The sequence below is a fragment of the Frateuria sp. sgz306004 genome, from assembly GCF_057750885.1.
The window spans coordinates 65,035-88,704 of record NZ_JBYLFE010000004.1 but is presented as its reverse complement, the minus strand read 5'-3'; the positions used below and the strand labels follow the sequence as shown (position 1 = coordinate 88,704).

The window sequence follows — 23,670 nt, the reverse complement described above, 5'->3', positions numbered from 1 at the left end:
GGGCTTGCGCCGATTGCCGCGTGCGAACGGATTGACGGTAGAAACTGACAAAAAACGGTTTAGATAAAACACTCGCATTCGCCATCGAGTGCGGTAATGAGACAGAAAGCACTACTGACTCCGTATTGGTTTGCCCTCGCCAACACGCGTCCGCCGCCAACTTCGGACAGCAGAAGTCCGCTGCCGTGCTTAGCGCACGACACTGATTGCGAACACGTGTTGTGGGAGGGGGATTTAGGCGACGATCTGCAGATCGCCGGGATCAGTGGATCCGAGGGGCGTTCGCGCGCTCGTCGATCCAGGAGCGGATATCCGCGTCCTTCCAAGCCTTAGCGGACTTGCCAATCAAAAAATTCTGCGGGAACTGGCCGTCTTTAATCAGCCGGTAGATCGTTGCGCGGGACAACCCGGTGCACTTGGTTACATCCGTCATCCGCATGAGAAAGGGAAAGCGGGTGGCGCTCGGCGGCGCCTCAGTAGTGGTTGCCATAGCAGATCCTGATTGTGTGAGACCCCAGCAGTCAGGCTGAGACCATCTGCGACAGTTGCAGATGGTCTCATTATAGTAAGCAGCCACTTAATTCGACGGAAAAATGCAATCCGCACTCGATACGCTTGTAAGTAGCTCAGCTGGCGCTCGCGACAAACTTCAACCCGGCACGGTTATGACATTGATCAACTGCGTCGCCTGCACCGCTCGCTAATAGTTGGACCTTTTCCAGCACCACACACTTCTCCACCAAGTAGTCATGCTTGCCGTAGTGACGATCCCACCCCACCGACAACCATGACTCTGCAGCTGCGCATGGACATTTTTCAGACACCAAGTCCGGCTGGGTTGAAACATCAGCTCACCTAAGCCGATTTCTTCAACGGCACGACCTCGGCACCATCACGCAGGCGATCGAGATAGTCCGCCCATTCCTGAAGCACTCTGCGTCGCTCATCGAGAAATTTCAGACGCGCGTACGCGGCTTCCGTCTCGCTTTTGGGGGCGTGTGCGAGCTGACATTCCAACACGTCCACTTCAATCTTCAGCCGCTCGCGCCCCAGCGTGCGCCAAGTGGCACGGAAGCCGTGGGGCGAGTGCTCGCCCTTAAACCCCATCTCGCGCACGGCCTTGCTCAAAGCATCCCTCGATAAATGGGATGACTGCTGTCGCGCCTGCGGAGGGAAGACATACTCTGTCCCCGCACTTCGCTGCTGCATTTCCCTCAAGGCTTCAACCGCCTGCCTTGGCAATGGAGTGGTGAAGTCTTGGCCTGTCTTCATTCGGTTCGTGACTCCATCAGACTCCATGCCAGGAACCGCCCACTCCGCCTTTTCAAGATCGACCTCAGACCAGCGCGCACTCGCCACCACGCCTGGCCGCATGACCGTCAATGTCACTAACGTCAATGCAGCACGGACGACACGATTCTCGTACTCGTTAATGGAGCGCATCAACTCTCCGAGCCTGCCCTCCTTCTCCGTGATTGCTGGCATGTGCCCCAATTTTGTCTTGGGCAAAATCCGAGCGAGACGAAGGGTGCTGTCCTCAGAGCGCAAACCCTCGTTGATCGCGTGCTCAACGATCTGCCCCATATACTGCCGTGCCTTTCTTGCAAGCTGCGGCACCTTGCTACTCATCTCCAACAGCAGCGGCCGGACGTCCTTGGTCTGCAATGTGCGCAAATCAGCGTCGCCTAGCTGCGGAATGAAATACGACTCAACGACTAATCGCGCCTTCCGAAATGTCTCGCTTCGCCAGCGACTTCGATTCTCCGCAAGCCACCTAGTCGCGACAGCCTTCAACTGCGCCTCTCGTGCCTGCGCTTCGGCCAACGCCCGCTCATCGTTCTTGGCTATGTCTGCCTCAATGGCTTCCCGCACTACTTTGCGGAGACCAGCCGTAGCCATACCCGCCTTCGCATCACGCACGGCTTCTAGTGCCCTAACCCGCGCTTCCGCGAGAGACATGGCCGGGTAGTGACCAATTGTCGCCGGGGTGGCAGTTTTGCTTCCCGGTAAACGAAAACGTACGACCCAGGACTTGAGCCCTGCCGGGCTTACGGAGAGATACAGGCCCTTGCCGTCAGCGAGCATGTAGGCCTGCTCTCGCGGCTTTGCTTTGCGAACTTCCAGTTCAGTAAGGGGTTTTGCGAGCTTGGGCATTTGCGGGGACCTGTTTGTGCATGAACGCTGAGGAACATGCACAACAGCATACACAAAAACTTGCGATTCCCTGAGACGCCCCGACACTCCGAAAAACAAAAAACCCCGCAGTTACGCGGGGTTCCGTGTGATTCAGAGACTTCCTGAGACGTCCTGAAACTTCGATTGGTGCCCAAGGGGGGACTCGAACCCCCACGCCTCTCGGCGCTACCACCTCAAGGTAGTGCGTCTACCAATTCCGCCACCTGGGCAGGTGTCTTACTTAGTTCTTCTTTGCCGGTTCGGTCGCTGCGGGGACGTCGCCTGCGGGCTTGGCCGGAGCCGTTGCCTTGGGCACTTCACCCTGCTGCGCCGGGGTACTGGCCTGCGGGATTTCCGCGTTGGCCGGTGCGGCGGGCTGCGAATTCTGCGTTGCCGCCGGCTTGTTTGCAAGCCCCGACATCACACCCAGATCGTTGCCGGTATCCGGCGTCGAACCGTGGTTGCCCAGGTAGATACCCATACCAAGGCTGAGCGCGAAGAACAGCGCAGCCAACACCGCCGTGGAGCGAGTGAGGAAGCTGGCCGAACCGCGTGCACCGAACACCGTGGCGGAAGCACCGCCGCCGAAGCCGGAGCCAGCATCCGCGCCTGCACCGCGCTGCATCAGAATCAGCACGATCATCGCCGCGGCGATCAGAATGTAGAAAACGCTGAAGATGACGAACATGGGTTCTCTAATGAGTCCGTAGCGCTCAGTGCGCCGCCGCGCAGATTCCCAGGAAATCGGTGGCCGTTAGCGATGCACCGCCGATCAACCCTCCATCTACGTCCGACTGCGCGAACAAGTCCGCAGCATTCGCCGCTTTGACGCTGCCGCCGTAAAGCAGCCGAGTCAGACGGGCAATCATAGCATCTTCTTTTTCCAGTTGGCTACGGATGAACGCATGAACCTGTTGCGCCTGCTCCGGCGAGGCGGTGTGGCCGGTGCCAATGGCCCACACAGGCTCATAGGCAATCACGGCCGTGTCGAAGCACTGCACGCCGTTGTGCTCGATAACGGCCTTGAGCTGGCGCGCCACGACGGCATCGGTAAGGCCGGCTTCGCGCTCCGCCAAGGTTTCGCCCACGCACAGGATGGGCGTGAGGCCGCCGGCACGTGCGGCGGCAAACTTGCGTGCGACGAGGGCGTTGGTTTCGCCGTGGTACTGACGGCGCTCGGAGTGGCCCACCAATACCCATTGGGCACCCACATCGGCCAACATGGCGGCCGATACTTCGCCCGTATAGGCGCCCTGCCCGACATGCTCGCTCACATCCTGCCCGCCAAAACCCAGGCCGGAACCGGCGTATTGGCTCGCCACCTCGCCCAGGTACGGGAACGGGGGAAACACCGCTACGTCGATGGCGCTGGGCAGCGCTGCCGCAATGTCGCCCACCAGGCCCACCGCCATGCTGCGGCTGCCGTGCATCTTCCAATTGCCGGCGACAAGTTTCTTGCGCATGTCCTCAAATCCGTTGCAAGTAAACCCGAAAGCTTACCGGGCGACCATGCCAGTGGCAACGAGGCAAATCCAAGCTACTGTGATTTCGATAAAAACTGACATAACCACAAGGAGACCAGTTGATGCCAGCCAGCCACCCACTCACCCTGATCACCGGCGCCTCGGCAGGCATTGGCGCAGCTTTTGCGCACGACCTTGCCGCACGAGGGCACGACCTGGTGCTTACCGCGCGCCGCGTGGAGCGCCTGGAGGCGCTGGCGGATGAGCTGCGACAGCGCCATGGCCGCCAGGTGACGGTGCTACCGGCGGACCTGGCGCAGCCGGATGCCGCTGCCCGCCTGTGCGAGGAACTCGCTCAGCGTGGTCTGGCGGTGGACTGGCTGGTGAACAACGCGGGCTACGGCCTGCCCGGCACGTTCGAGGCCAACGATTGGGCAGCGCACCAAGCGTTTATCCAAGTGCTGATGATCGCGCCTACCGAACTGGCGTGGCGTTTGCTGCCTGGCATGCGCCAGCGCGGCCATGGCCGCATCATCAACGTCGCCTCGCTGGCGGGCCATGTGCCGGGCTCGGCAGGCCACACGCTGTATGCGGCGAGCAAGGCGTACCTGATCAAGTTCTCGCAGTCGCTGGCGCTGGAGAACCGCCACCTGGGCGTGAACGTGTGTGCGCTGTGCCCGGGCTTTACGTGGTCGGAGTTCCACGATGTCACCGGCACGCGGCAGATGATGAACAAGCTGCCGGGCTTTATGTGGCAAACCGCCGAGGCCGTGGTGCGCGAGGGTTACGAGGCGGTGGAACGCGGCACGGTGGTGCACGTTACCGGTGGCGTGAATCGCTTTATCAAGGCGCTGACCAAGCTGCTGCCGGATCGCTTGACGCTGTGGTTGTCGGCGCGGGAGTCGAAGCGTTATCGCTCGCTGGAGGCTGGGGTTTGATGTCGCGCGATGTGTTGAGGGTGTGGCTGGGGTTGCGCGGCTGAAGGCTTAAAGGCTTAAAGGCGCTGGATCCCAGCATTCGCTGGGATGACGATGAAAATCAGAGCATCTTTACCCGTCACTCCTGCGAAAGCAGGAGTCCAGTGGCCTCACTTCCAGCACTTCGCAGACACCTGGCGATCAGCACATGGGTTGCTGAAAGACGGCCGCTGCCTTCGCAGGAATAACGAGCGATAGGTCGTTCGATTGAAACTTCTTAGCCCGTCACTCCTGCGCCCCCCAAAAAAGCGGGCAAGCGCAGGAGCCCCGCGACTTCACACGCAACGTTTCACAGACGCCGGGCGGTCAGCCCATGGGCCGCTGAAAGGCACCCCGTCTTCGCGGGGATGACGAGCAGAATCGGAACGCCACAAGGGATGCTCTGATCCTGATCGTCATTCCTGCGAACCCCCAAAAGGGGGCAAGAGCAGGAGGGGCTTTTCAACAGCCGAAGGGCTGGTCATCCAGTGCCTTGTGCTCAACGATCTACAGGCACTGGACTCCAGCTTTTGTCTCGCCCCTTTTGGGTGTTCGCTGGGGTGACGAGCGACGTCAGAACACGCTTAGATCAGCTTGATCTCGCGCAGGCGCTGCAGCAGGTACTCGTGCGAAGTGATGCTGGTGTCGTAGCGGCTCGGGTTGTCGGCCGAGATGGTCTGCGGCAGCGGGTCGAGCACCACGTCCGGGTTGGGGTGCAGGAAGTACGGCACCGAGTAGCGCGGCTTGCGGGCGTTGTCGTTCTGCGGGTTCACCACGCGGTGCGTGGTGGACGGGTACACGTGGTTGGTCAGGCGCTGCAGCATGTCGCCGATGTTCACCACGATGGCGTCGCCCTCGGTGGTAATGGGCAACCACTCGCCTTCGCGCGTGAGCACTTCCAGGCCTTCGGCGCTGGCGCCCACCAACAAGGTGATGAAGTTGATGTCTTCATGCGCACCCGCACGCACGTTGGGGATGTTCTCCTCGGTGATCGGCGGGTAGTGAATGGGGCGCAGGATGGAATTGCCCTGGTCGATTTTGTCTTCGAAGAAGTTCTCCGGCAGCTCGATGTGCAGCGCCAGTGCGCGCAGCACGCGTGCACCGAGCTGGTCGAGTGCTTCGAACAGGCCGTAGCCGTACTGCTTGAAGTCGGCTACTTCGGCCGGCCAGATGTTCGGGGCCATGACGTCGGCGAACTGGGAGTCGCGGGAGATCTCGCGACCGATGTGCCAGAACTCCTTGAGGTCGGCGTGCTTGCTGTCCTTGGCGGTTTCCACCTTGTACGGGGTGTAGCCGCGCGCACCGCCGCTGCCCGGCACGTGGTACTGCATCTTCACGTCGTTGGGCAGCGCAAAGAAGCGCTGGAAGGTGTCGTAGGCGCCGTCGATCAGCTCACGGGGAATGCCGTGGCCGCTGATGCAGCAGAAGCCGAATTCACGGTAAGCGGCACCCAGCTCGGCCACAAAGGCGGCGCGATCGGTGTCGTAACGACGAATGTCGAGGGTCGGAACTTTCTTCATGGCTTGTCCACAGGTTGTGCGTGCGGTCCACTTGTCTGTCCGCCACCGCAGGGGCGGGGCACGTCGGGCCAATCCTTGGCGACCTGGGTGTTACAGGCTCACGAACGTTCAGCGGCAGATTTTACGACATCCGCCAGCCTTGCCGCCAACTGACGAACTTCGTCCTCGTTGGCGGCCTCTACCGTCACGCGCACCAGCGGCTCGGTGCCGGAAGCGCGCAGCACCACGCGGCCACGGCCTTCCAGCGCCTTTTCGGTGTCGGCCAGGGCCTCGCGCACGGCGTCGGTGTGCAGGGCTTCGCGGGCGCCTTCGGCGCGCACGTTGATCATGACCTGCGGCATCTTGTGCAGGCCTTCACGGGCCTGGGCGAGGTCCTTGCCCATGTCCACCAGCGCCTCCAGCACGGCCAGGGCAGACACGATGCCGTCGCCGGTGGTGGCGCGGTCCAGGCACAGGATGTGGCCGGAGGTTTCGCCGCCCAGGTTGCCGTTGTGCGCCTTGAGCTGCTGCAGCACGTAGCGGTCGCCCACGTTGGCGCGGATCAGCGGCACCTGGAACTTGCCCAGCGCCAGCTGCAGGCCGTAGTTGCTCATGAGCGTGCCGATCACGGGTCCGTGCAGCTGCCCGCGTGGGTGCCAGCTGCACGCCAGCACGTAGAGCAAGTCATCGCCGTCGGCGATCTTGCCGTGGCGATCCACCATCTGCAAGCGATCGCCGTCGCCGTCGAAGGCAATGCCGATATCCGCGCCCTGCTCCACCACGGCGCGCTGCAGCGCCTGCGGATGGGTGGAACCCACGTCGCGATTGATGTTGAAGCCGTCGGGCTTGTCGCCCAGCGTGGTCACTTGCGCGCCGAGCTCGCTGAACACCTTGGGGGCCACCTGGTAGGTGGCGCCGTTGGCGCAGTCCAGCACCACTTTCATGCCCCGCAGGCTGAAATCCTCGGCTACGGTGGCCTTGCAGAACTCGGCGTAGCGCGTCACCGCATCGGCCACGCGAATGGCCTTGCCGAGCTGCTCGGAGGGCACCGTGGTGAACTCCAGCTCCAGTTCGTGCTCGATGGCGAGCTCCACCTCGTCGGAGAGTTTTTCACCGTTGGCGGAGAAGAACTTGATGCCGTTGTCGTGGTGCGGGTTGTGCGAGGCGCTGATGACAATGCCAGCCTCCGCGCGCAGCGAACGGGTAAGAAACGCAACGCCCGGCGTGGGCATGGGGCCGAGCAGCGCGACATCCGCGCCCGCTGCCACCAGGCCGGCTTCCAGTGCGGATTCGAACATGTAGCCCGATACGCGCGTGTCCTTGCCGATGAGCACCTTGGGGCGGGCATGGCCATGGCGCGACAGCACCACGCCCACGGCACGACCCAGGCGCAGCATGAAATCCGCACTGATCGGCCACTGGCCTACCAGGCCGCGAATGCCATCGGTGCCGAAGTACTTGCGTTGATTCATTAGGAGCACTCCATGGCGTCGCGACCAGTGCGCGCTGCGCCATTGCAGAAAAGGGTTATTCGTCGTCGGGCCAACGCGGCGCGGCGGGTTTGGTGTCGCGACGCACGGGCGTATCGCCCTGCTGCACGGCGTGCCATACGGCCAGCGCATCCACGGTGGGCGCCACATCGTGCACGCGCACGATGCGCGCGCCACGCTGCACGGCGATCAACGCGGCAGCCACGGAGCCGGACACGCGCTCGGCCGGCACATCGCGCCCGGTGAGCGCGCCGATCATGGATTTGCGGGACATGCCGACATATACGCCACTACCGAGGTTGGCGAAGCGTTCCAGCGCGCGTAGCAAGGCCAGGTTGTGTTCCAGCGTTTTGCCAAAACCAAAGCCGGGATCGACCATGACCTTGCGGCGATCGATGCCGGCCAGCTCGCAGGCAAACAAGCGATCGGTGAGAAAACGATGCACGTCGCCCACCACGTCGTCGTACTGCGGCTCCTGCTGCATGCTGCGCGGCTCGCCCAGCATGTGCATGAGGCACACGGGCACGCCAAGCTCGGCGGCGGTATCCAGTGCGCCTTCGCGGCGCAGGGCGTAGACGTCGTTGATCATGCCGGCGCCGGCGGCAACGGCAGCGCGCATGACCTCCGGCTTGGAGGTGTCGATGGCCAGCGGCACCGAGGTACGCGCGGCGAGCTGTTCCAGCACGGGCACGACGCGGCGCAGTTCGTCTTCGATGGATACATCGTCGGCGCCCGGGCGGGTGGATTCACCGCCGATATCGAGCATGTCAGCGCCCTCTTCCACCAAGCGCAGACCGTGCGCCACCGCCGCTTCGACGGTGTCGTGGCGGCCGCCATCGGAAAAGGAATCCGGTGTGACATTGACGATGCCAACCACACGCGGACGATCCAGGCGCAGGCTTCTACCGGCGCAATCGAGCTCAGGGGCAAACAAGTCGATGGACATGGCGACTCCGAAAAGCGAACTCAGGATTCGCCGCCAAGCGGCCCCATAAAGCGGCGGTAATAGCGCAGCTCATCGATGGAGTCGCGGATATCCGATAGCGCCGTGTGCGCGGATTCCTTGGCGAAGCCCTTGCCGATGGTCGGCGCCCAGCGGCGCGCGAGTTCCTTGAGCGTAGACACGTCCAGGTTGCGGTAATGGAAGAAGCGCTCCAGGCGCGGCATCTGGCGATGCAGAAAGCGGCGATCCTGGCAAATGGAGTTACCGCACATGGGGGATTTGCCAGCCGGCACCCATTGCTTGAGGAAGTCCAGCGTGGCCTGCTCGGCGGCACTGTGATCGTCAGCCGAGGCCACAACCTGGTCCCACAACCCCGACTTGCGGTGCTGGTTGCGGTTCCACGCGTCCATGCCTTCCAGGCGCTCGGTCGCGTGATGAATCGCAAACACCGGGCCTTCGGCGAGGATGTTGAGGTCCTTGTCGGTGACGATGGTGGCGATTTCGAGGATAGAGTCGTTGTCCGTATCGAGCCCGGTCATTTCCAGGTCGATCCAGATCAGGTTGTCTTCGTTGGCTTGGCTCATGCGCCCTCCTGGCGGCAAAGTCTAACAGCAGCCCGGCGGGCTCACGGCTGATTTTCGGCATGCCCTGGCCCTGGCGCCCGTGCGCACGCATGGAGCGCCCCGGCGAGGGCGTGCGATGATCGCCGCATGCAGACCTTTTTCTGGCACGACTACGAAACCTTCGGCGCCGACCCTTGGCGCGACCGCCCGGTGCAGTTTGCGGGCATCCGCACCACGATGGAACTGGAGGTGATCGGCGAGCCGGTGATGTTCTTCGGCAAGCCGCCGCGCGAAATGCCACCCCACCCCGAGGCCTGCCTGATCACCGGCATCACCCCGCAGCAGGCCGAGCGGGAGGGCGTGATCGAGGCGGATTTCGCCGCGCGCGTGCATGAGCAACTGGCCCAGCCCGGCACCTGCGGCGTGGGTTACAACTCGCTGCGCTTCGACGACGAGGTGAGCCGCCAGCTGTTCTACCGCAACATGTACGAGCCCTACGGGCGCGAATGGGAAAACGGCAACTCCCGCTGGGACCTGATCGATCTGGTGCGCATGTGCCAGGCGCTGCGGCCGGAAGGCATCGTATGGCCACAGCGCGAAGATGGCTCGCCCAGCTTCAAGCTGGAGCACCTCGCCACCGCCAACCACCTGCAGCAGGAGCGCGCCCACGACGCGCTTTCCGATGTGTACGCGCTGATCGACTTGGCCCGCCTGATCCGCGTGCGCCAGCCGCGCCTTTGGGACTGGTATTTCAGCCTGCGCCGCAAGCAGCGCGTGTTCGAAATGCTGGACGTGGCCGCGATGACCCCGGTGGTGCATGTGTCTTCGCGCTACCCCTCCAGCCGTCACTGCCTGGCAGTGATTGCACCGCTGGCGGCGCATCCGAGCCGACCGGCCGAGGTGATCGTCTATGACCTGTCCGTAGACCCTTCCACCTGGCTAGCGCTGGACGAGGACGAGATCGCCGACCGCATTTTCACCCCGCGCGCCGACCTGCCCGAGGGCGTGGAGCGCATTCCACTGCGCACCGTGCGCGCCAACCGCGCACCGGCGCTGGCGCCGCTCTCTACCCTTAAAGGTGTGGACTTGGAGCGTCTGCAAGTGGATCTGGACCGCGTTCAGGCACATCGCGACACGCTCGCGGCCACCGAGGGCCTGACCAACAAGCTGCGCAATGTGTTCGCCCGTGCGACGGACCTGCCACCCGCCGCCGACCCGGAGCTTGGCCTGTATGGCGGCTTTTTGCCCGATGCGGACAAGCGACTGCTAGCGGAAGTACGCGCCACCCCGCCGGAGCAACTGGCCCAGCGGAACTTTGCTTTTCGCGACCCGCGCTATGCGGAGCTGTTGTTCCGCTACCGCGCACGTAACTGGCCCGAGACCTTGAACGCCGACGAGCAAGTGCGCTGGGCCACGTTCTGCCGCGATCGCCTGCTCAAGCACACGCCACTCACTAATTTGACGCTGGACGAGTACTTCGCCCGCATCGCCGAGCTACGCCAGGAGCCTGCCCACCAGGGCAAGCTGGGCATCCTCGATCAACTGCAAGCCTGGGGCGAATCGCTCGCCGCCGACCACTCACCGATCACTGCCTGACGCCTTATGACGACTGCCTATTTCACGCCCGCCACGTTCCGTTTTCTGCGCGCCCTCGCCAAGAACAACAACCGCGAGTGGTTTCAGGATCACAAGAGCGACTACGACGCCAACGTACGCGACCCGTTCCTCGCGTTGATTGGCGACATGCAAGCGCCGCTCAGCAAGATCAGCGCGCACTACCGCGCCGATGCACGCAAGAATGGCGGCTCGCTGTTTCGCATCTACCGCGACACGCGCTTCTCCAACGACAAGCAGCCGTACAAGCCATGGCAGGGTGCGCGCTTCTTCCACGAGCGACGTCATGAGATTCCCGCACCCTCGTTCTACGTGCATATTCAGCCGGGCGACTGCTTCGCCGGTGGCGGCATGTGGCACCCGGAGTCGGACGCGCTCAAGCGCATCCGCGCCTTTCTGGTGGACAACCCCGACGCGTGGAAGCGTGCCACGCGCGGCAAGGTGTTCCGCGAGCATTTTCAGTTCTGGGGCGAGTCGCTCAGCCGGCCGCCGCGCGGGTTCGACCCGGAGCATGAGCTGATCGACGATCTCAAGCGCAAGGATTTCGCCTGCGGTGAAGGCTTCGATGAAAAGCTGGCCTGTTCCAGCGAACTGCTGCCGTGGATGGTGGAAACCTATAAGCGCCTGGCGCCGATGATCGATTACCTGTGCGCGTCACAGGAATTGGATTTTTGAGTGACGGTGGCGCGTGATCCTGCACGCCACGGATTCGCTCGGGGTAGAGGCGCTGGATTCCCGCCTGCGCGGGAATGACGGGTGACATTGGGGCACTTTTGGAGCATCACTGCCTTCGTGGGATGACGCGCACTGGGCGAAGCATGCAACGTGGGCAATGCGCGCATAGGTGCCGCACGCCACACGTCCGTCACCCCGGCGCCCCCAAAAAAAGGGGCAAGCGCCGGGGCAGCGACTTTCGTTGGCGTCATAGACAACGCTTCATGAACCTTGCGCCCTTATGAGGCTGCACACTGCTCACCGGCGTCGCCTCAAGCCGCCTCATCCACCAGCCGCAACCCTGGCCGCTGCTTGGCAAGCTTGCGCAGCAGTGTGGCGAAGTTCTGCAGGTCTTCGCGCCACGGCGTCGCCTCGCGCCAGTACAACGCAATCTCACGCCCGGGCACCTGCCCCTTGAGCTTGGACAGCACGATGTCGGGCATGGAAGCCAGGCGATCGTGAGCAAGCGCAGGCACCAGCGCGTAGCCGCCGCGCAGGCCGACCAAGGCGGCGAGGCTTTCCAGGCTCACGTCCTGCACGTGGCCGCCGCCTAGCATGTCTTCGCAGTGGCTTTCGGTCATGACGGTGGCTTCGCTGGCTTCCAGTTGCTCCAGCGACACGTTGCGTTTGCCGGCCAGCGGGTGATCGGCGCGGAACATCACTTCCCACGGCTCGAAGAACAGCGTGCGCATGGCCGTGCCGCTCACCGGCGTGGCGCGCGGCGCGAGCACGGCATCCAGCTCGCCTTCGCTCAGGCGGCGCAGCAGGCCGCGCGGCTTGCCTTCGGAGAGGCTCAGGCGCGTGCCCGGGAAATGCTGGGGAAACGGCCCGATCAGGTGCGGCAGCAGGTACGGCCCCAGCGAGGCCGGCACGCCCAGGCGCAGCTCGCCACCAAAGGCCACCTCACCCGCGCGCGCCACTTGCTGCAGGTGTTCGGCGGCGGCCAGCACCGCATCGATCTGCTCCAGCAGGCGCTCACCGCCCGCCGTGGGTACCACGCGACGGCCACCGCGCTCGAACAGCGGCGCACCAAGCGCTTGCTCCACCTTCTGTACCTGATGCGACAAGCCCGATGGGCTGATATGCATGGCGCGCGCGGCGCTGTTGAAGCTGCCGTGGCGGCGCACTGCTTGCACTAGCATGAGGTCGCGCAGCGAGACTACCGATAGATGGGAAGAGATCATCCGCGCCCTGAAACGTGCCGTGTGTCGGGGCGAGAGCATAAACGACTGGGCGGGGAACTGCCCTATACGGGCTTGTGTGGGTGCACCGTGTCGGGAGTTGCCACTGCGGGATGGATTGGGCGACTCGACGGGAAGCCCGCGAACTTGGCACGTGTCGGCATGTAGCCTGTTGGGCGCGGTCATGTCGGCAAAGGCTTGAGGTGCCCGGAAGCGCCAGGGATGGCCGGCACTGCTGATACTTAGATTGATGCGGTGTCGTCAAGCATGGGCAAGGTCGCTAGATGATCAGCCTTCAGCTGCCCTAACAAAGGTCAGAGCGAGCGATATTTTGCTCGTCATTCCTGCGAAAGCAGGAATCCAGCGCCTTTACGTTCATGGATTTGCAGGCGCTGGATCCCAGCATTCGCTGGGATGACGATCAAAATCCGAGCATCCTTTGTAGGCGCGGGATCCCTGCATTTGCTGGGATGACGATCAAAATCCGAGCATCCTTTGCAGGCGCTGTATCCCTGCATTCGCTGGGATGACGATCAAAATCAGAGCATCCCTGGCGTGCCTCCGCGCTTTCGCCAGCAGATGTCGCACACGTCCATGGGGCAGCGGCGAGGACGATGGTTTGCACTCTCGCTGCGCGTCGGTGAGCGTGATGGTGGATAGACCTTCGCGAGTCGAGCCAACCGCCCTCGCCGATGCTCGTCATAGGTCGCCGACGGCGCAAAAAGAAAGGGCGGCTTGCGCCGCCCTTCCCTGATCCGTTTTAGGCGGTGACCGTGTCGGCCACTTCCTTGTAATCCTGGATCTGATCGAAGTTCATGTACTTGTAGATCTTGTCGCCATTGGCGTTGATCACGCCGATGTCCGCCATGTACTCCTGCTTGGTCGGGATGCGACCCAGACGCGAGCAGATCGCGGCCAGCTCAGCCGAACCCAGGTACACGTTGGTGTTCTTGCCAAGGCGGTTGGGGAAGTTACGGGTGCTGGTGGACATCACCGTGGCGCCTTCGCGCACCTGTGCCTGGTTGCCCATGCACAGCGAGCAACCCGGCATTTCCATGCGAGCGCCAGCGGTGCCGAGCACGCCGTAGTGGCCTTCCTCGGTGAGCTGCTGCTGGTCCATCTTGGTCGGCGGAGCCACCCACAGGCGGGTCGGGATGTCGCGCTTGCCTTCCAGCAGCTTGGAGGCTGCACGGAAGTGGCCGATGTTGGTCATGCACGAACCGATGAACACTTCGTCGATCTGGGCGCCAGCCACGTCGGACAGGGTCTTCACGTCGTCCGGATCGTTCGGGCAGGCCACGATGGGCTCGTGCACGTCGGCCAGGTCGATCTCGATGACGGCGGCGTATTCGGCGTCGGCATCGCGATCCAGCAGCTGCGGGTTGGCCAGCCATGCTTCCATGGCCTTGATGCGGCGCTGCAGGCTGCGCGGGTCCTTGTAACCCTGGGCGATCATCACCTTGAGCAGCGTGATGTTGCTGTTCATGTATTCGATGATCGGGGCCTTGTCCAGGTGCACCGTGCAACCGGCGGCGGAGCGCTCGGCCGAGGCGTCGGACAGCTCGAACGCCTGCTCCACCTTGAGGTTCGGCAGACCTTCGATTTCCAGGATGCGGCCGGAGAAGATGTTCTTCTTGCCCTGCTTGGCGACCGTGAGCAGACCCTGCTTGATGGCGTACAGCGGGATGGCGTTGACCAGGTCACGCAGGGTCACACCCGGCTGCAGTTCGCCCTTGAAGCGCACCAGCACCGACTCGGGCATGTCCAGCGGCATCACGCCGGTGGCGGCCGCGAAGGCCACCAGGCCGGAGCCGGCCGGGAACGAAATGCCGATGGGGAAACGGGTGTGGCTGTCGCCGCCGGTGCCGACGGTGTCGGGCAGCAGCATGCGGTTGAGCCAGGAGTGGATCACGCCGTCGCCCGGACGCAGCGAGATGCCGCCACGCGTGCTGATGAATTCCGGCAGCGTGTGGTGGGTCTTCACGTCCACCGGCTTCGGATAGGCCGCGGTGTGGCAGAACGACTGCATCACCAGGTCGGCGGAGAAGCCCAGGCAGGCCAGGTCCTTCAGCTCGTCGCGGGTCATCGGGCCGGTGGTGTCCTGCGAACCCACCGAGGTCATCTTGGGCTCGCAGTAGGTGCCCGGGCGCACGCCCTGGCCTTCCGGCAGGCCGCAGGCGCGACCGACCATCTTCTGCGCCAGCGTGAAGCCCTTGCCGGTATCGGTCGGCTGCTGCGGCAGGCGGAACAGGGTGGACACCGGCAGGCCCAGCGCTTCACGCGCCTTGGCGGTGAGGCCACGGCCGATGATGAGCGGAATGCGGCCACCGGCGCGCACTTCGTCGAACAGCACATCGGACTTCACCTTGAACTCGGCGATGACCTGGCCGTTCTTGAGCGCCTTGCCTTCGTACGGACGCAGTTCGATGACGTCGCCCATCTCCATCTGCGACACGTCCAGTTCGATCGGCAGCGCGCCGGCGTCTTCCATGGTGTTGTAGAAGATCGGGGCGATCTTGCTGCCCAGGCACACGCCGCCGAAGCGCTTGTTCGGGATGAACGGGATATCTTCGCCCGTCCACCACAGCACGGAGTTGGTGGCGGACTTGCGGCTGGAGCCGGTGCCGACCACGTCACCCACGTAGGCCACCAGGTGGCCCTGCTTGGCGAGATCCTGGATCAGCTGGATGGGGCCGCGCTTGCCGTCTTCTTCCGGCTGGAACGGGGCGCCATCGCGCTTGTTCTTGAGCATGGCCAGCGCGTGCATCGGGATATCCGGACGCGTGGTGGCATCGGGGGCCGGCGAGAGGTCGTCGGTGTTGGTTTCGCCCGGCACCTTGAACACGGTGATGGTGAGGCTCTCGGGCACTTCCGGACGGCTGGTGAACCACTCGGCGTCGGCCCAGCTCTGCAGTACCGACTTGGCGTTGGCGTTGCCCTGGTCGGCCTTTTCCTTCACGTCGTGGAAGGCGTCGAACATGAGCAGCGTGTTCTTGAGCGCATTGGCGGCGATGGCACCGACCTGGGCGTCATCGAGCAGCTCGATCAGCGGATGGATGTTGTAACCGCCCAGCATGGTGCCGAGCAGTTCGGTGGCCTTCTCGCGCGAGATCAGCGCGCACTTCTCGGTGCCGAACGCCACGGCCGCCAGGTACGACGCCTTGACCTTGGCCGCATCGTCCACGCCCGCGGGCACGCGGTGGGTGATCAGCTCGACCAGGAACGCTTCCTCGCCAGCCGGCGGATTCTTCAGGAGCTCGATCAAGTCGGCGGTCTGCTGGGCCGACAGCGGCAGCGGCGGAATACCCAGCGCGGCGCGCTCGGCGACATGTTGGCGGTAAGCGTTAAGCATGTGATCTCGTCCGGTGAACAACGAAAGGGGCAGCGAGCGACTGTGGGAACAGCCGCGGCGGAGGTCGCCCGCAAGGGAGAACCGCGTGGCCGCTACCGGCGTTCGACAAGGCGCAAAGCCTCATCGTCATGCCGTTCTAAGGCGGCCTGACAGCCCGATATTTTGCCAGCCGCGCCCCAATGGCCGCAACGCAAGACAACGCTTCCGCCTGCGTTCGAAATCTTGCAATGCGACGGTGGCGCAATCCCCAATCGGGTCTCTTGCAGGACCGGTCTTTTGGCCCAAACTGGGGAATAGTCCCCTGACGGAGAGCGTTGCAGTGAAGCGGCATAACCCTGCCCCGCGTATCGGGCTGGGGCCCTCCGCCCCTTGCAATTCCCCTCACGTTCGGTGCCTTAGGATCCCCTAGCTGCGCCCCGTGCGCTCGCCAGACTCAAGCAACAGGAGTTAGCCCCATGCTGGATTCATTCGCCACCCGCGACACCCTTACCGTCAACGGCAGCCCCTATCAGATCGCCAGCCTGACCAAGCTCGGACAGCGTTTTGACCTCAAAACCCTGCCCTATTCGCTGAAGATCCTGCTGGAAAACCTGCTGCGCCACGAGGATGGCGTGAACGTGACGGCCAAGGAGATCGAGGCCGTGGCCAACTGGAACGCCAAGGCCGAACCGGACACCGAAATCGCCTTTATGCCTGCGCGCGTGGTGCTGCAGGATTTCACCGGCGTGCCTTGCGTGGTGGACCTGGCCGCGATGCGCGACGCCGTGGTGAAGCTCGGTGGCGATGCCAAGCAGATCAATCCGTTGGCGCCGGCGGAACTGGTGATCGACCACTCGGTGCAGGTCGATGCATACGGCTCTGAATCCGCATTGGAAAAGAACGTGGAGATCGAGTTTCAGCGCAACCAGGAGCGTTACGCGTTCCTGCGCTGGGGCCAGAAGGCGTTCGACAATTTCAAGGTCGTGCCGCCGCGCACGGGCATCGTCCATCAGGTGAACCTGGAGCACTTGGCGCGCGTGGTGTTCACCGCCGACAAGGATGGCCAGCGCTGGGCCTACCCCGACACCGTGTTCGGCACCGACTCGCACACCACCATGATCAACGGCATCGGCGTGCTGGGCTGGGGCGTGGGCGGCATCGAGGCCGAGGCGGCCATGCTGGGCCAGCCCTCCTCCATGCTGATTCCGCAGGTGGTGGGCTTCAAGCTCAAGGGCAAGCTGCCCGAGGGCGTCACCGCCACCGACCTGGTGCTCACCGTCACGCAGATGCTGCGCAAGCTGGGGGTGGTGGGCAAGTTCGTAGAGTTCTTCGGCGATGGCCTCAAGCACCTGCCACTGGCCGACCGCGCCACCATCGCCAACATGGCCCCGGAATATGGCGCCACCTGCGGCATCTTTCCGGTTGACCAAGAAGCGCTGAACTATCTGCGCCTGTCCGGCCGCGACGAAGCGCAGATCACCCTGGTGGAGAGCTACGCCAAGGCCCAGGGTTTGTGGCATGACGAGAATGCGGTGGAGCCGCGCTTCACCACCACGCTGGAGCTGGACCTGGCCGACGTGAAGCCCTCGCTGGCCGGCCCCAAGCGTCCGCAGGACCGCGTGCTGCTGGAAGGCGTGCAGAAGAGCTTCCACGATGCCGTGGGCCCGCTCACCGCCAACCGCAAGCCGCGCAACGAGGAAACCGCCGCCTTTATCGCCGAGGGTGGCTCGGCCGCCATCGGCAACCCGGCCAACGACATCACCGATAGCGGCGTGCGCGTGGAAAAGGATGGCGCGAGCTTCAAGCTCGGCGATGGCGCGGTGGTCATTGCCGCCATTACCTCCTGCACCAACACGTCCAACCCAGCGGTGATGCTAGGCGCGGGCCTGCTGGCCAAGAAGGCCGCCGCCAAGGGCCTCAAGGCGCAGCCGTGGGTGAAGACCTCGATCGGCCCGGGCTCCAAGGTGGTCACCGACTACCTGGAAAAAACCGGCCTGCTCAAGGAGCTGGAGAAGGTGGGCTTCTTCATCGTGGGCTACGGCTGCACCACCTGCATCGGCAACTCCGGCCCGCTGCCACCGGAAATCAGCAAGGGCATCGCAGAAGGCGACCTTGCCGTGGCCTCGGTGCTTTCGGGCAACCGCAACTTCGAAGGCCGCGTGCACCCCGAGGTGAAGATGAACTACCTCGCCTCGCCGCCGCTGGTGGTTGCCTACGCGCTCGCCGGCACGCTGGACATTGACCTGAGCAAGGACGCGCTCGGCACCGGCAGTGATGGCAAGCCGGTGTATCTGAAGGACATCTGGCCGAGCAACAAGGAAATTTCCGACACCATCGCCGGCGCAATCAATCCGGCCATGTTCGAAAAGAACTACGCCGACGTGTTCAAGGGCGACAACCGCTGGAACACCATCGCCTCGCCCGATGGCGCCGTCTACCGCTGGGATGACTCCACATACATCAAGAACCCGCCGTATTTCGAGGGTATGAGCAAGGAGCCCGGCAGCATCGAGGACGTCCACGGCGCACGCGTGCTCGGTCTGTTCGGCGACTCCATCACCACCGACCACATTTCGCCCGCCGGCTCGATCAAGAAGGACAGCCCAGCGGGCCGCTTCCTGATCGCCAAGGGCGTGGACCCGAAGGACTTCAACTCTTACGGCTCGCGTCGCGGCAATGACGATGTGATGGTGCGCGGCACCTTCGCCAACATCCGCATCAAGAACCTGATGCTCAACGGCGTGGAAGGCGGCTACACCTTGTACGTGCCCAGCGGCGAGCAGATGGCGATCTACGACGCCGCGATGAAGTACAAGGCGGACAAGACTCCGCTGGTGGTACTGGCCGGCAAGGAATATGGCACCGGCTCCTCCCGCGACTGGGCCGCCAAGGGCACCCTGTTGCTGGGCGTGAAGGCGGTGATCGCCGAGAGCTTCGAGCGCATCCACCGCTCCAACCTGGTGGGCATGGGCGTGCTGCCGCTGCAGTTCCAGGACGGCCAGAACGCGCAGTCGCTGGGCCTTACGGGCAAGGAGAGCTTCGACATCGTGGGGCTGGAAGGTGGTGAGTCGAAGACCGCCAAGGTCACCGCCACGGGCGCCGACGGCAGCAAGAAGGAGTTCACCGTCAAGGTGTTGCTGCTCACGCCCAAGGAGCGGGAGTTCTTCCGCCACGGCGGCATCCTGCAGTACGTGCTGCGCCAGTTGGCCAGCAAGAAAGCCGCCTAAGCGTTTCCTGCATAACCTGTAGGTCGAAAACGCCGCCATCGCGCGGCGTTTTCTTTACCCCGCATCACGCACCCACCGATTCCCAAGTGGCCGCATAGCAATGCCAGGTGCGGCCATCCTTGCGCCAGGCGGTTTCCACTTGATAGATGCCCATGTGCTCGGGTAGCAGCTTGCCGCCGCTGGTGAGGGTCACCGTAAATCGGGCCACGTAGCGATCGCCACGCGTCTCCACCGTCACCGGCCCGGTGACGGCATGGATACGTTCACCACGAAAGGACGCCGCCCGCAGCAGGCCGACCAGTTGACGGCGCTCCAGCTCACCATGGTTGGCGTCGAAATCGTCACTGAGCAGATCATCGAGGGCGGAAGCGTCGGCCTGCTCGGCGGCGCGGGCCGCCGTGGCGATGCCCTCGCGCACCCGACTTTCGTCGGGCGTGCGGTGGCAGCCTTGCAGGCTGAGCATCGCCACCAACGCAAACACCAGCATCCACAGCATTTTTTTCATTATCGATCCCCCAGAATCACGCTGCAGCGCGGCTTGCCGCTATACGCGAGCGTATGCTCCAATGCCGCGTCATCATCTTGCCCTACCCGTGCCAACGTCACTACGGGCCGATCAACAAAGGAGCTTTGGATACAACATGAGTAACGAGCGTCCGTGGCTGGCCCATTACCCGCAAGGTGTTCCTGCACAGATCGACGTGAACCAGTACGCCTCCGTGGCGGCGGTGATCGAGGAAGCCTTTGAGCGCTTTCGCCAGCGCCCGGCCTTCGCCAGCTTCGGCAAGAAGCTCAGTTACGCCGACATCGACACGCTGAGCCGCCAGTTCGCCGGCTACCTCACCGGTGTGCTCAAGCTCGGCAAGGGCGATCGCATCGCGATCATGATGCCCAACGTATTGCAGTACCCCATTGCCCTGTTCGGCGCACTGCGCGCCGGCCTGGTGGTGGTGAACACCAACCCGATGTACACCGGGCGCGAACTCAAGCACCAGTTGGAAGACTCCGGCGCCAAGGCCATCGTGGTGCTCGACAATTTCGCCTCGACGCTGCAGCAGGTGGTGGCCGAGACCGAGGTCAAGCACATCATCACCACCGGCATCGGCGACCTGCTGGGCGCCAAGGGCGCGGTGATCAATTTCGTGCTCAAGAACATCAAGAAGATGGTGCCGCCCTACGAGCTGCCGCATGCCGTGCGCTTCCGCGCCGCGCTGTCGCAGGGCGCATCGCATCCGCTGCCAGCCGTGCAGCTGAGCCATGACGACATCGCCTTCCTGCAGTACACCGGCGGCACCACGGGCGTGGCCAAGGGCGCCATGCTCACGCATGGCAACATGGTCGCCAACATGATGCAGGCCGGCGCCTGGATCGGCCAGAACGCCAAGCCCGGCGAGGAAGTGATCATCACGGCGCTGCCGCTTTATCACATCTTTTCGCTCACCGCGAACGGCCTGGTGTTCATGCGCCTGGGCGGCCTGAACTGGCTGATCACCAATCCGCGCGACATGCCTGGCTTCGTCAAGGAACTGGCCAAGTCCAATTTCACCGCAATCACCGGCGTCAACACGCTGTTCAATGGCCTGCTCAACACGCCGGGTTTCGCGCAGCTCGATTTCTCGCGCCTGCACCTGACGCTGGGTGGCGGCATGGCGGTGCAGCGTCCGGTAGCCGAACGCTGGCAGAAGGTAACCGGCTGCACGCTGGTGGAAGCCTATGGCCTCACCGAAACCTCGCCGGCCGCGTGCATCAACCCGCTCGACAACAAGGAATACAACGCCTCCATCGGCTTGCCGATCCCGTCGACTGACGTGGCAATTTGGTCCGAGGAAGGCGACCCGCTGCCGCTGGGCGAGGTGGGCGAACTGATGGTTCGCGGCCCGCAGGTGATGAAGGGCTACTGGCAACGTCCGGACGAAACGGCCAAGGTGCTTACGCCCGATCGCTGGCTGCATACCGGCGACGTGGCGCGCATGGATCAGAACGGCTTCGTCTACATCGTGGATCGCAAGAAGGACATGATCCTGGTGTCCGGCTTCAACGTGTATCCCAACGAAGTGGAAGACGTGGTGATGCAGCACCCCGGCGTAGCCGAGGTGGCCGCCGTGGGTATTCCTGATGAGCACTCCGGCGAAGTGGTCAAGCTGTTCGTGGTGCGCAAGGACCCGAACCTCACCGCCGACGAACTCAAGAAGTTCTGCCACGACAACTTGACCGGCTATAAGCGCCCCAAGTTGATCGAGTTCCGCGATTCCCTGCCCAAGACCAACGTGGGCAAGATTCTGCGCCGCGAACTACGCGACGAAAAGAAAGTGGCGGCGAGCTGACCTTCCGCAGGAAGCCCACGAAAAAGCCCGGCATTGCGCCGGGCTTTTTGTTTGTGACGGAGTCGCGCGCCCTGCGGGCGCCGCGCCTCAGTCGTGCCACATTTCCAGAATGTCGGCGTAGCCGCCCAGCAGGTTCCACAACGGGGCCTGCTTGTCCTCCGGAATGCGCGTATAGGCAAAGCCCAGGTGCCGCTCGGAGACGCGCGCCACCTGTGCCTCCAGGTGAATGTGCAGGTCGTGACCAAAGATCATGTCCAAGATCCAGCTTTCCCCGGGCTCGCCTTTCCAGCCCAGCGGTCGCCGCAACAACACGCCCGTAGCGGAGATGTCCACCAGTTCTGTCGGGTGCGACTCGTCGCCACGACTCATCAACACCGTGGTTTCGATGCGCATGCGCGCAGGCCGCAACTGTTCGGGTTGCGTACCTCGCCCGGTGTTGTCTTCCGCTTTGCTCATGCTGCCTTTCCTCCCCGCGCCGGATGCCTCCGGCGCCCATGGCCTCATCCTGAAAACGCCGCGCCTGAAAATCAGGTGGAGCGCTTCCGCCAAACTTCAATCCAGCTCCCGCGTGCGCAATACCCCGGCACGCACCAGACTCCCCGAGCCGAACCGCCCGTTGATCTTGTCCTGCAGTGCGTCAGTCTCTCCCGGGGCCTGCGCATCGAACATATCCTGCTGCCGCTGCTCCCTAAACCCTGACAGACTTACGCCCAGCAGACGTAGTCGTGGATGCCGCTGACCCTTCCACCACAATCTAAGCAAGCTGCGTGCCACCTCATAGATGGATGCGACCGATGCGTTGGGCACACCCATCTGTGCCTGCCGCGTGTGCGTGATAAAGGGCGGCTCTCGCAACTTCACGGTCACCGTGCGCCCACTCAGGCCACGCTCGCGCGCCCTCGCCGCTATGCGCTCGCAATGGCGCAGCAGCCAGGATTCGGCCAGCCCCAGCTCGGCCAGATCCTGGTCAAAGGTATGCTCGGCACCGATGGATTGCTCGGCTTGCTCCGACTCCACCGCGCGCTCGTCTTCACCGCGCGCAAGCGCCTGCAGGAAGGGTGCTTGACGCCCCAGCGCACCGGTGAGACGCGCCGTGTCACAAGCTGCCAATTCACCCATCGTATGAATGCCCAGACGGTGCAGCGCCTGCTCGGTCACCTGCCCAACCGTCCACAGGCGCCCTACCGGCAGGGGCGCAAGTTCCCGCGCCGCCGAGGCGGCGGCGATCGCGCGAAAGCCATCAGGCTTGGACAGTTCACTGGCGAGCTTGGCCAGCAGCTTGTTAGGCCCCATGCCCACAGAAGCCACCAGGCCGGTGCGCTCCTTAATGCCTGCCTTGATGCGCCGCCCAATGGCCTCCACGGTGCCCAGCAGGCGAAGGCTGGCGGTCACATCCAGAAAGGCCTCGTCGAGGGAGAGCCCCTCCACCAGCGGGGTCATTTCGTGGAACACCTCGAACACCTGGTCCGAGACCTCCTGATAGCGAGCCATGCGTGGCCACAGGTACACCCCGTCCGGGCACAGACGGCGCGCCTGGGCCGTGGGCATGGCCGAGCGCACGCCGAAACGGCGCGCTTCATAGCTACAGGTGGATACCACCCCGCGCGGCCCCAGGCCACCGACAATCACCGGCACGCCGCGCAGCTCGGGCTGGTCGCGCTGCTCCACGGACGCATAGAAAGCGTCCATGTCGACATGAATGATCGAGCGTTCAGAAGGTGACATGAGCCGCCATTTTGCCGCTGAATCGCTCGCTGTGCGTACTGGACTTGCCGACGCGCAACGGCTAATCTTGGTCCTGCGTGGGTTCCAGGGTGCGCGCACGATCGGCCAAGATCGACCGCTACGGCACCCGTCCCGATGCATTCAGCCGACCAATTGCTCAGCCCAGTGACACGGGATATGTCGCTTTGTGGCTTGCGCCCCTGCCGTGGCGATTCGCCCGCCAGGAGCGCTCAAGGGTCGCTCACGGCCAGCCTGATCGAAACGCCAAGAGAGCGCTTTCGTCTTGCATGCCCGCGACGGTGCCACATGGCGCACCGGCTTAGCATCGCGCAAGTCAGCTTCAACGGATCACCCACCAGTGATCGCGATCCGAACGGGGACATTCGTTGATCGAGCACCGGTGGCACAGAACCTTTCCTAATTGTGTTGAACGCAACGCACGCCGTCGTGGACGGCCCAATGACA

The 23,670-nt window shown here is 63.6% G+C and carries 18 protein-coding genes and 1 tRNA gene; 5 read left to right on the top strand and 14 right to left on the bottom strand.

Annotation, left to right across the window (positions count from 1 at the left end; genetic code table 11):
- Positions 1-262: 262 nt before the first annotated feature.
- From AC3G2C_RS09350 to tpiA, 5 genes are all read right to left on the bottom strand, one after another.
- Positions 263-490, bottom strand: coding sequence for a helix-turn-helix transcriptional regulator (locus AC3G2C_RS09350; RefSeq protein WP_488384361.1), 228 nt, complete (start codon positions 488-490; stop codon positions 263-265).
- 365 nt (positions 491-855) lie between these two features.
- The gene (locus tag AC3G2C_RS09345; protein WP_488384360.1) at positions 856-2,154 is read right to left on the bottom strand and encodes a tyrosine-type recombinase/integrase; all 1,299 of its coding nucleotides are present in this window, start codon (positions 2,152-2,154) and stop codon (positions 856-858) included.
- A 166-nt stretch (positions 2,155-2,320) separates the two neighbouring features.
- A tRNA-Leu gene (locus AC3G2C_RS09340) sits at positions 2,321-2,405 on the bottom strand.
- Between the two features lie 11 nt (positions 2,406-2,416).
- Positions 2,417-2,863 (bottom strand): preprotein translocase subunit SecG, encoded by a 447-nt coding sequence (gene secG, locus AC3G2C_RS09335; protein ID WP_488384359.1) that lies wholly within the window; start codon positions 2,861-2,863, stop codon positions 2,417-2,419.
- Between the two features lie 25 nt (positions 2,864-2,888).
- Positions 2,889-3,638, bottom strand: a complete 750-nt coding sequence (gene tpiA / locus AC3G2C_RS09330) for a triose-phosphate isomerase (protein ID WP_488384358.1) — start codon at positions 3,636-3,638, stop codon at positions 2,889-2,891.
- A gap of 122 nt (positions 3,639-3,760) precedes the next feature.
- On the opposite strand from tpiA, the gene AC3G2C_RS09325 reads away from it, so the two are divergent.
- Positions 3,761-4,576 carry an SDR family NAD(P)-dependent oxidoreductase gene (locus AC3G2C_RS09325; RefSeq protein ID WP_488384357.1) on the top strand — a complete coding sequence of 272 codons (816 nt, stop codon included), beginning with the start codon at positions 3,761-3,763 and terminating at the stop codon, positions 4,574-4,576.
- A 602-nt stretch (positions 4,577-5,178) separates the two neighbouring features.
- Here the strand turns inward: AC3G2C_RS09325 and AC3G2C_RS09320 are convergent.
- The 4 genes from AC3G2C_RS09320 to orn all read right to left on the bottom strand — a co-directional run bounded on the left by AC3G2C_RS09320 (position 5,179) and on the right by orn (position 9,110).
- On the bottom strand, positions 5,179-6,114 hold the full coding sequence (locus tag AC3G2C_RS09320; protein ID WP_488384356.1) for an isopenicillin N synthase family dioxygenase: 936 nt from the start codon (positions 6,112-6,114) through the stop codon (positions 5,179-5,181).
- A 98-nt stretch (positions 6,115-6,212) separates the two neighbouring features.
- A complete protein-coding gene (gene glmM, locus AC3G2C_RS09315) occupies positions 6,213-7,565 on the bottom strand; it encodes a phosphoglucosamine mutase (RefSeq protein WP_488384355.1) in 1,353 nt (450 codons plus the stop codon).
- Between the two features lie 55 nt (positions 7,566-7,620).
- On the bottom strand, positions 7,621-8,529 hold the full coding sequence (gene folP / locus AC3G2C_RS09310; RefSeq protein ID WP_488384354.1) for a dihydropteroate synthase: 909 nt from the start codon (positions 8,527-8,529) through the stop codon (positions 7,621-7,623).
- Positions 8,530-8,549: 20 nt separating this feature from the next.
- Positions 8,550-9,110: an oligoribonuclease gene (gene orn, locus AC3G2C_RS09305; protein ID WP_488384353.1), complete on the bottom strand. Its 561-nt coding sequence runs from the start codon at positions 9,108-9,110 to the stop codon at positions 8,550-8,552.
- 126 nt (positions 9,111-9,236) lie between these two features.
- On the opposite strand from orn, the gene sbcB reads away from it, so the two are divergent.
- Entirely contained in the window at positions 9,237-10,685 is a 1,449-nt protein-coding gene (gene sbcB / locus AC3G2C_RS09300) for an exodeoxyribonuclease I (RefSeq protein ID WP_488384352.1), read from the top strand.
- Between the two features lie 6 nt (positions 10,686-10,691).
- Entirely contained in the window at positions 10,692-11,378 is a 687-nt protein-coding gene (locus AC3G2C_RS09295; protein WP_488384351.1) for a DUF2461 domain-containing protein, read from the top strand.
- Between the two features lie 311 nt (positions 11,379-11,689).
- Here the strand turns inward: AC3G2C_RS09295 and AC3G2C_RS09290 are convergent, their stop codons facing one another.
- Positions 11,690-12,601, bottom strand: coding sequence for a LysR family transcriptional regulator (locus tag AC3G2C_RS09290; protein WP_488384350.1), 912 nt, complete (start codon positions 12,599-12,601; stop codon positions 11,690-11,692).
- A gap of 757 nt (positions 12,602-13,358) precedes the next feature.
- Positions 13,359-15,950, bottom strand: a complete 2,592-nt coding sequence (locus AC3G2C_RS09285) for a bifunctional aconitate hydratase 2/2-methylisocitrate dehydratase (RefSeq protein ID WP_488384349.1) — start codon at positions 15,948-15,950, stop codon at positions 13,359-13,361.
- 455 nt (positions 15,951-16,405) lie between these two features.
- On the opposite strand from AC3G2C_RS09285, the gene acnA reads away from it, so the two are divergent.
- Positions 16,406-19,156, top strand: a complete 2,751-nt coding sequence (gene acnA / locus AC3G2C_RS09280) for an aconitate hydratase AcnA (protein WP_488384348.1) — start codon at positions 16,406-16,408, stop codon at positions 19,154-19,156.
- 64 nt (positions 19,157-19,220) lie between these two features.
- Here acnA and AC3G2C_RS09275 read toward each other — a convergent pair whose 3' ends face one another.
- A complete protein-coding gene (locus tag AC3G2C_RS09275; RefSeq protein ID WP_488384347.1) occupies positions 19,221-19,661 on the bottom strand; it encodes a hypothetical protein in 441 nt (146 codons plus the stop codon).
- Between the two features lie 136 nt (positions 19,662-19,797).
- Here AC3G2C_RS09275 and AC3G2C_RS09270 point away from each other — a divergent pair, with 136 nt between their 5' ends.
- Entirely contained in the window at positions 19,798-21,480 is a 1,683-nt protein-coding gene (locus tag AC3G2C_RS09270) for a long-chain-fatty-acid--CoA ligase (protein WP_488384346.1), read from the top strand.
- A gap of 87 nt (positions 21,481-21,567) precedes the next feature.
- On the opposite strand, the gene AC3G2C_RS09265 is transcribed toward AC3G2C_RS09270, so the two are convergent.
- Positions 21,568-21,936, bottom strand: coding sequence for a PilZ domain-containing protein (locus AC3G2C_RS09265; RefSeq protein ID WP_488384345.1), 369 nt, complete (start codon positions 21,934-21,936; stop codon positions 21,568-21,570).
- Between the two features lie 96 nt (positions 21,937-22,032).
- Positions 22,033-23,205, bottom strand: coding sequence for a DNA polymerase IV (locus AC3G2C_RS09260; protein WP_488384344.1), 1,173 nt, complete (start codon positions 23,203-23,205; stop codon positions 22,033-22,035).
- Positions 23,206-23,670 lie beyond the last annotated feature (465 nt).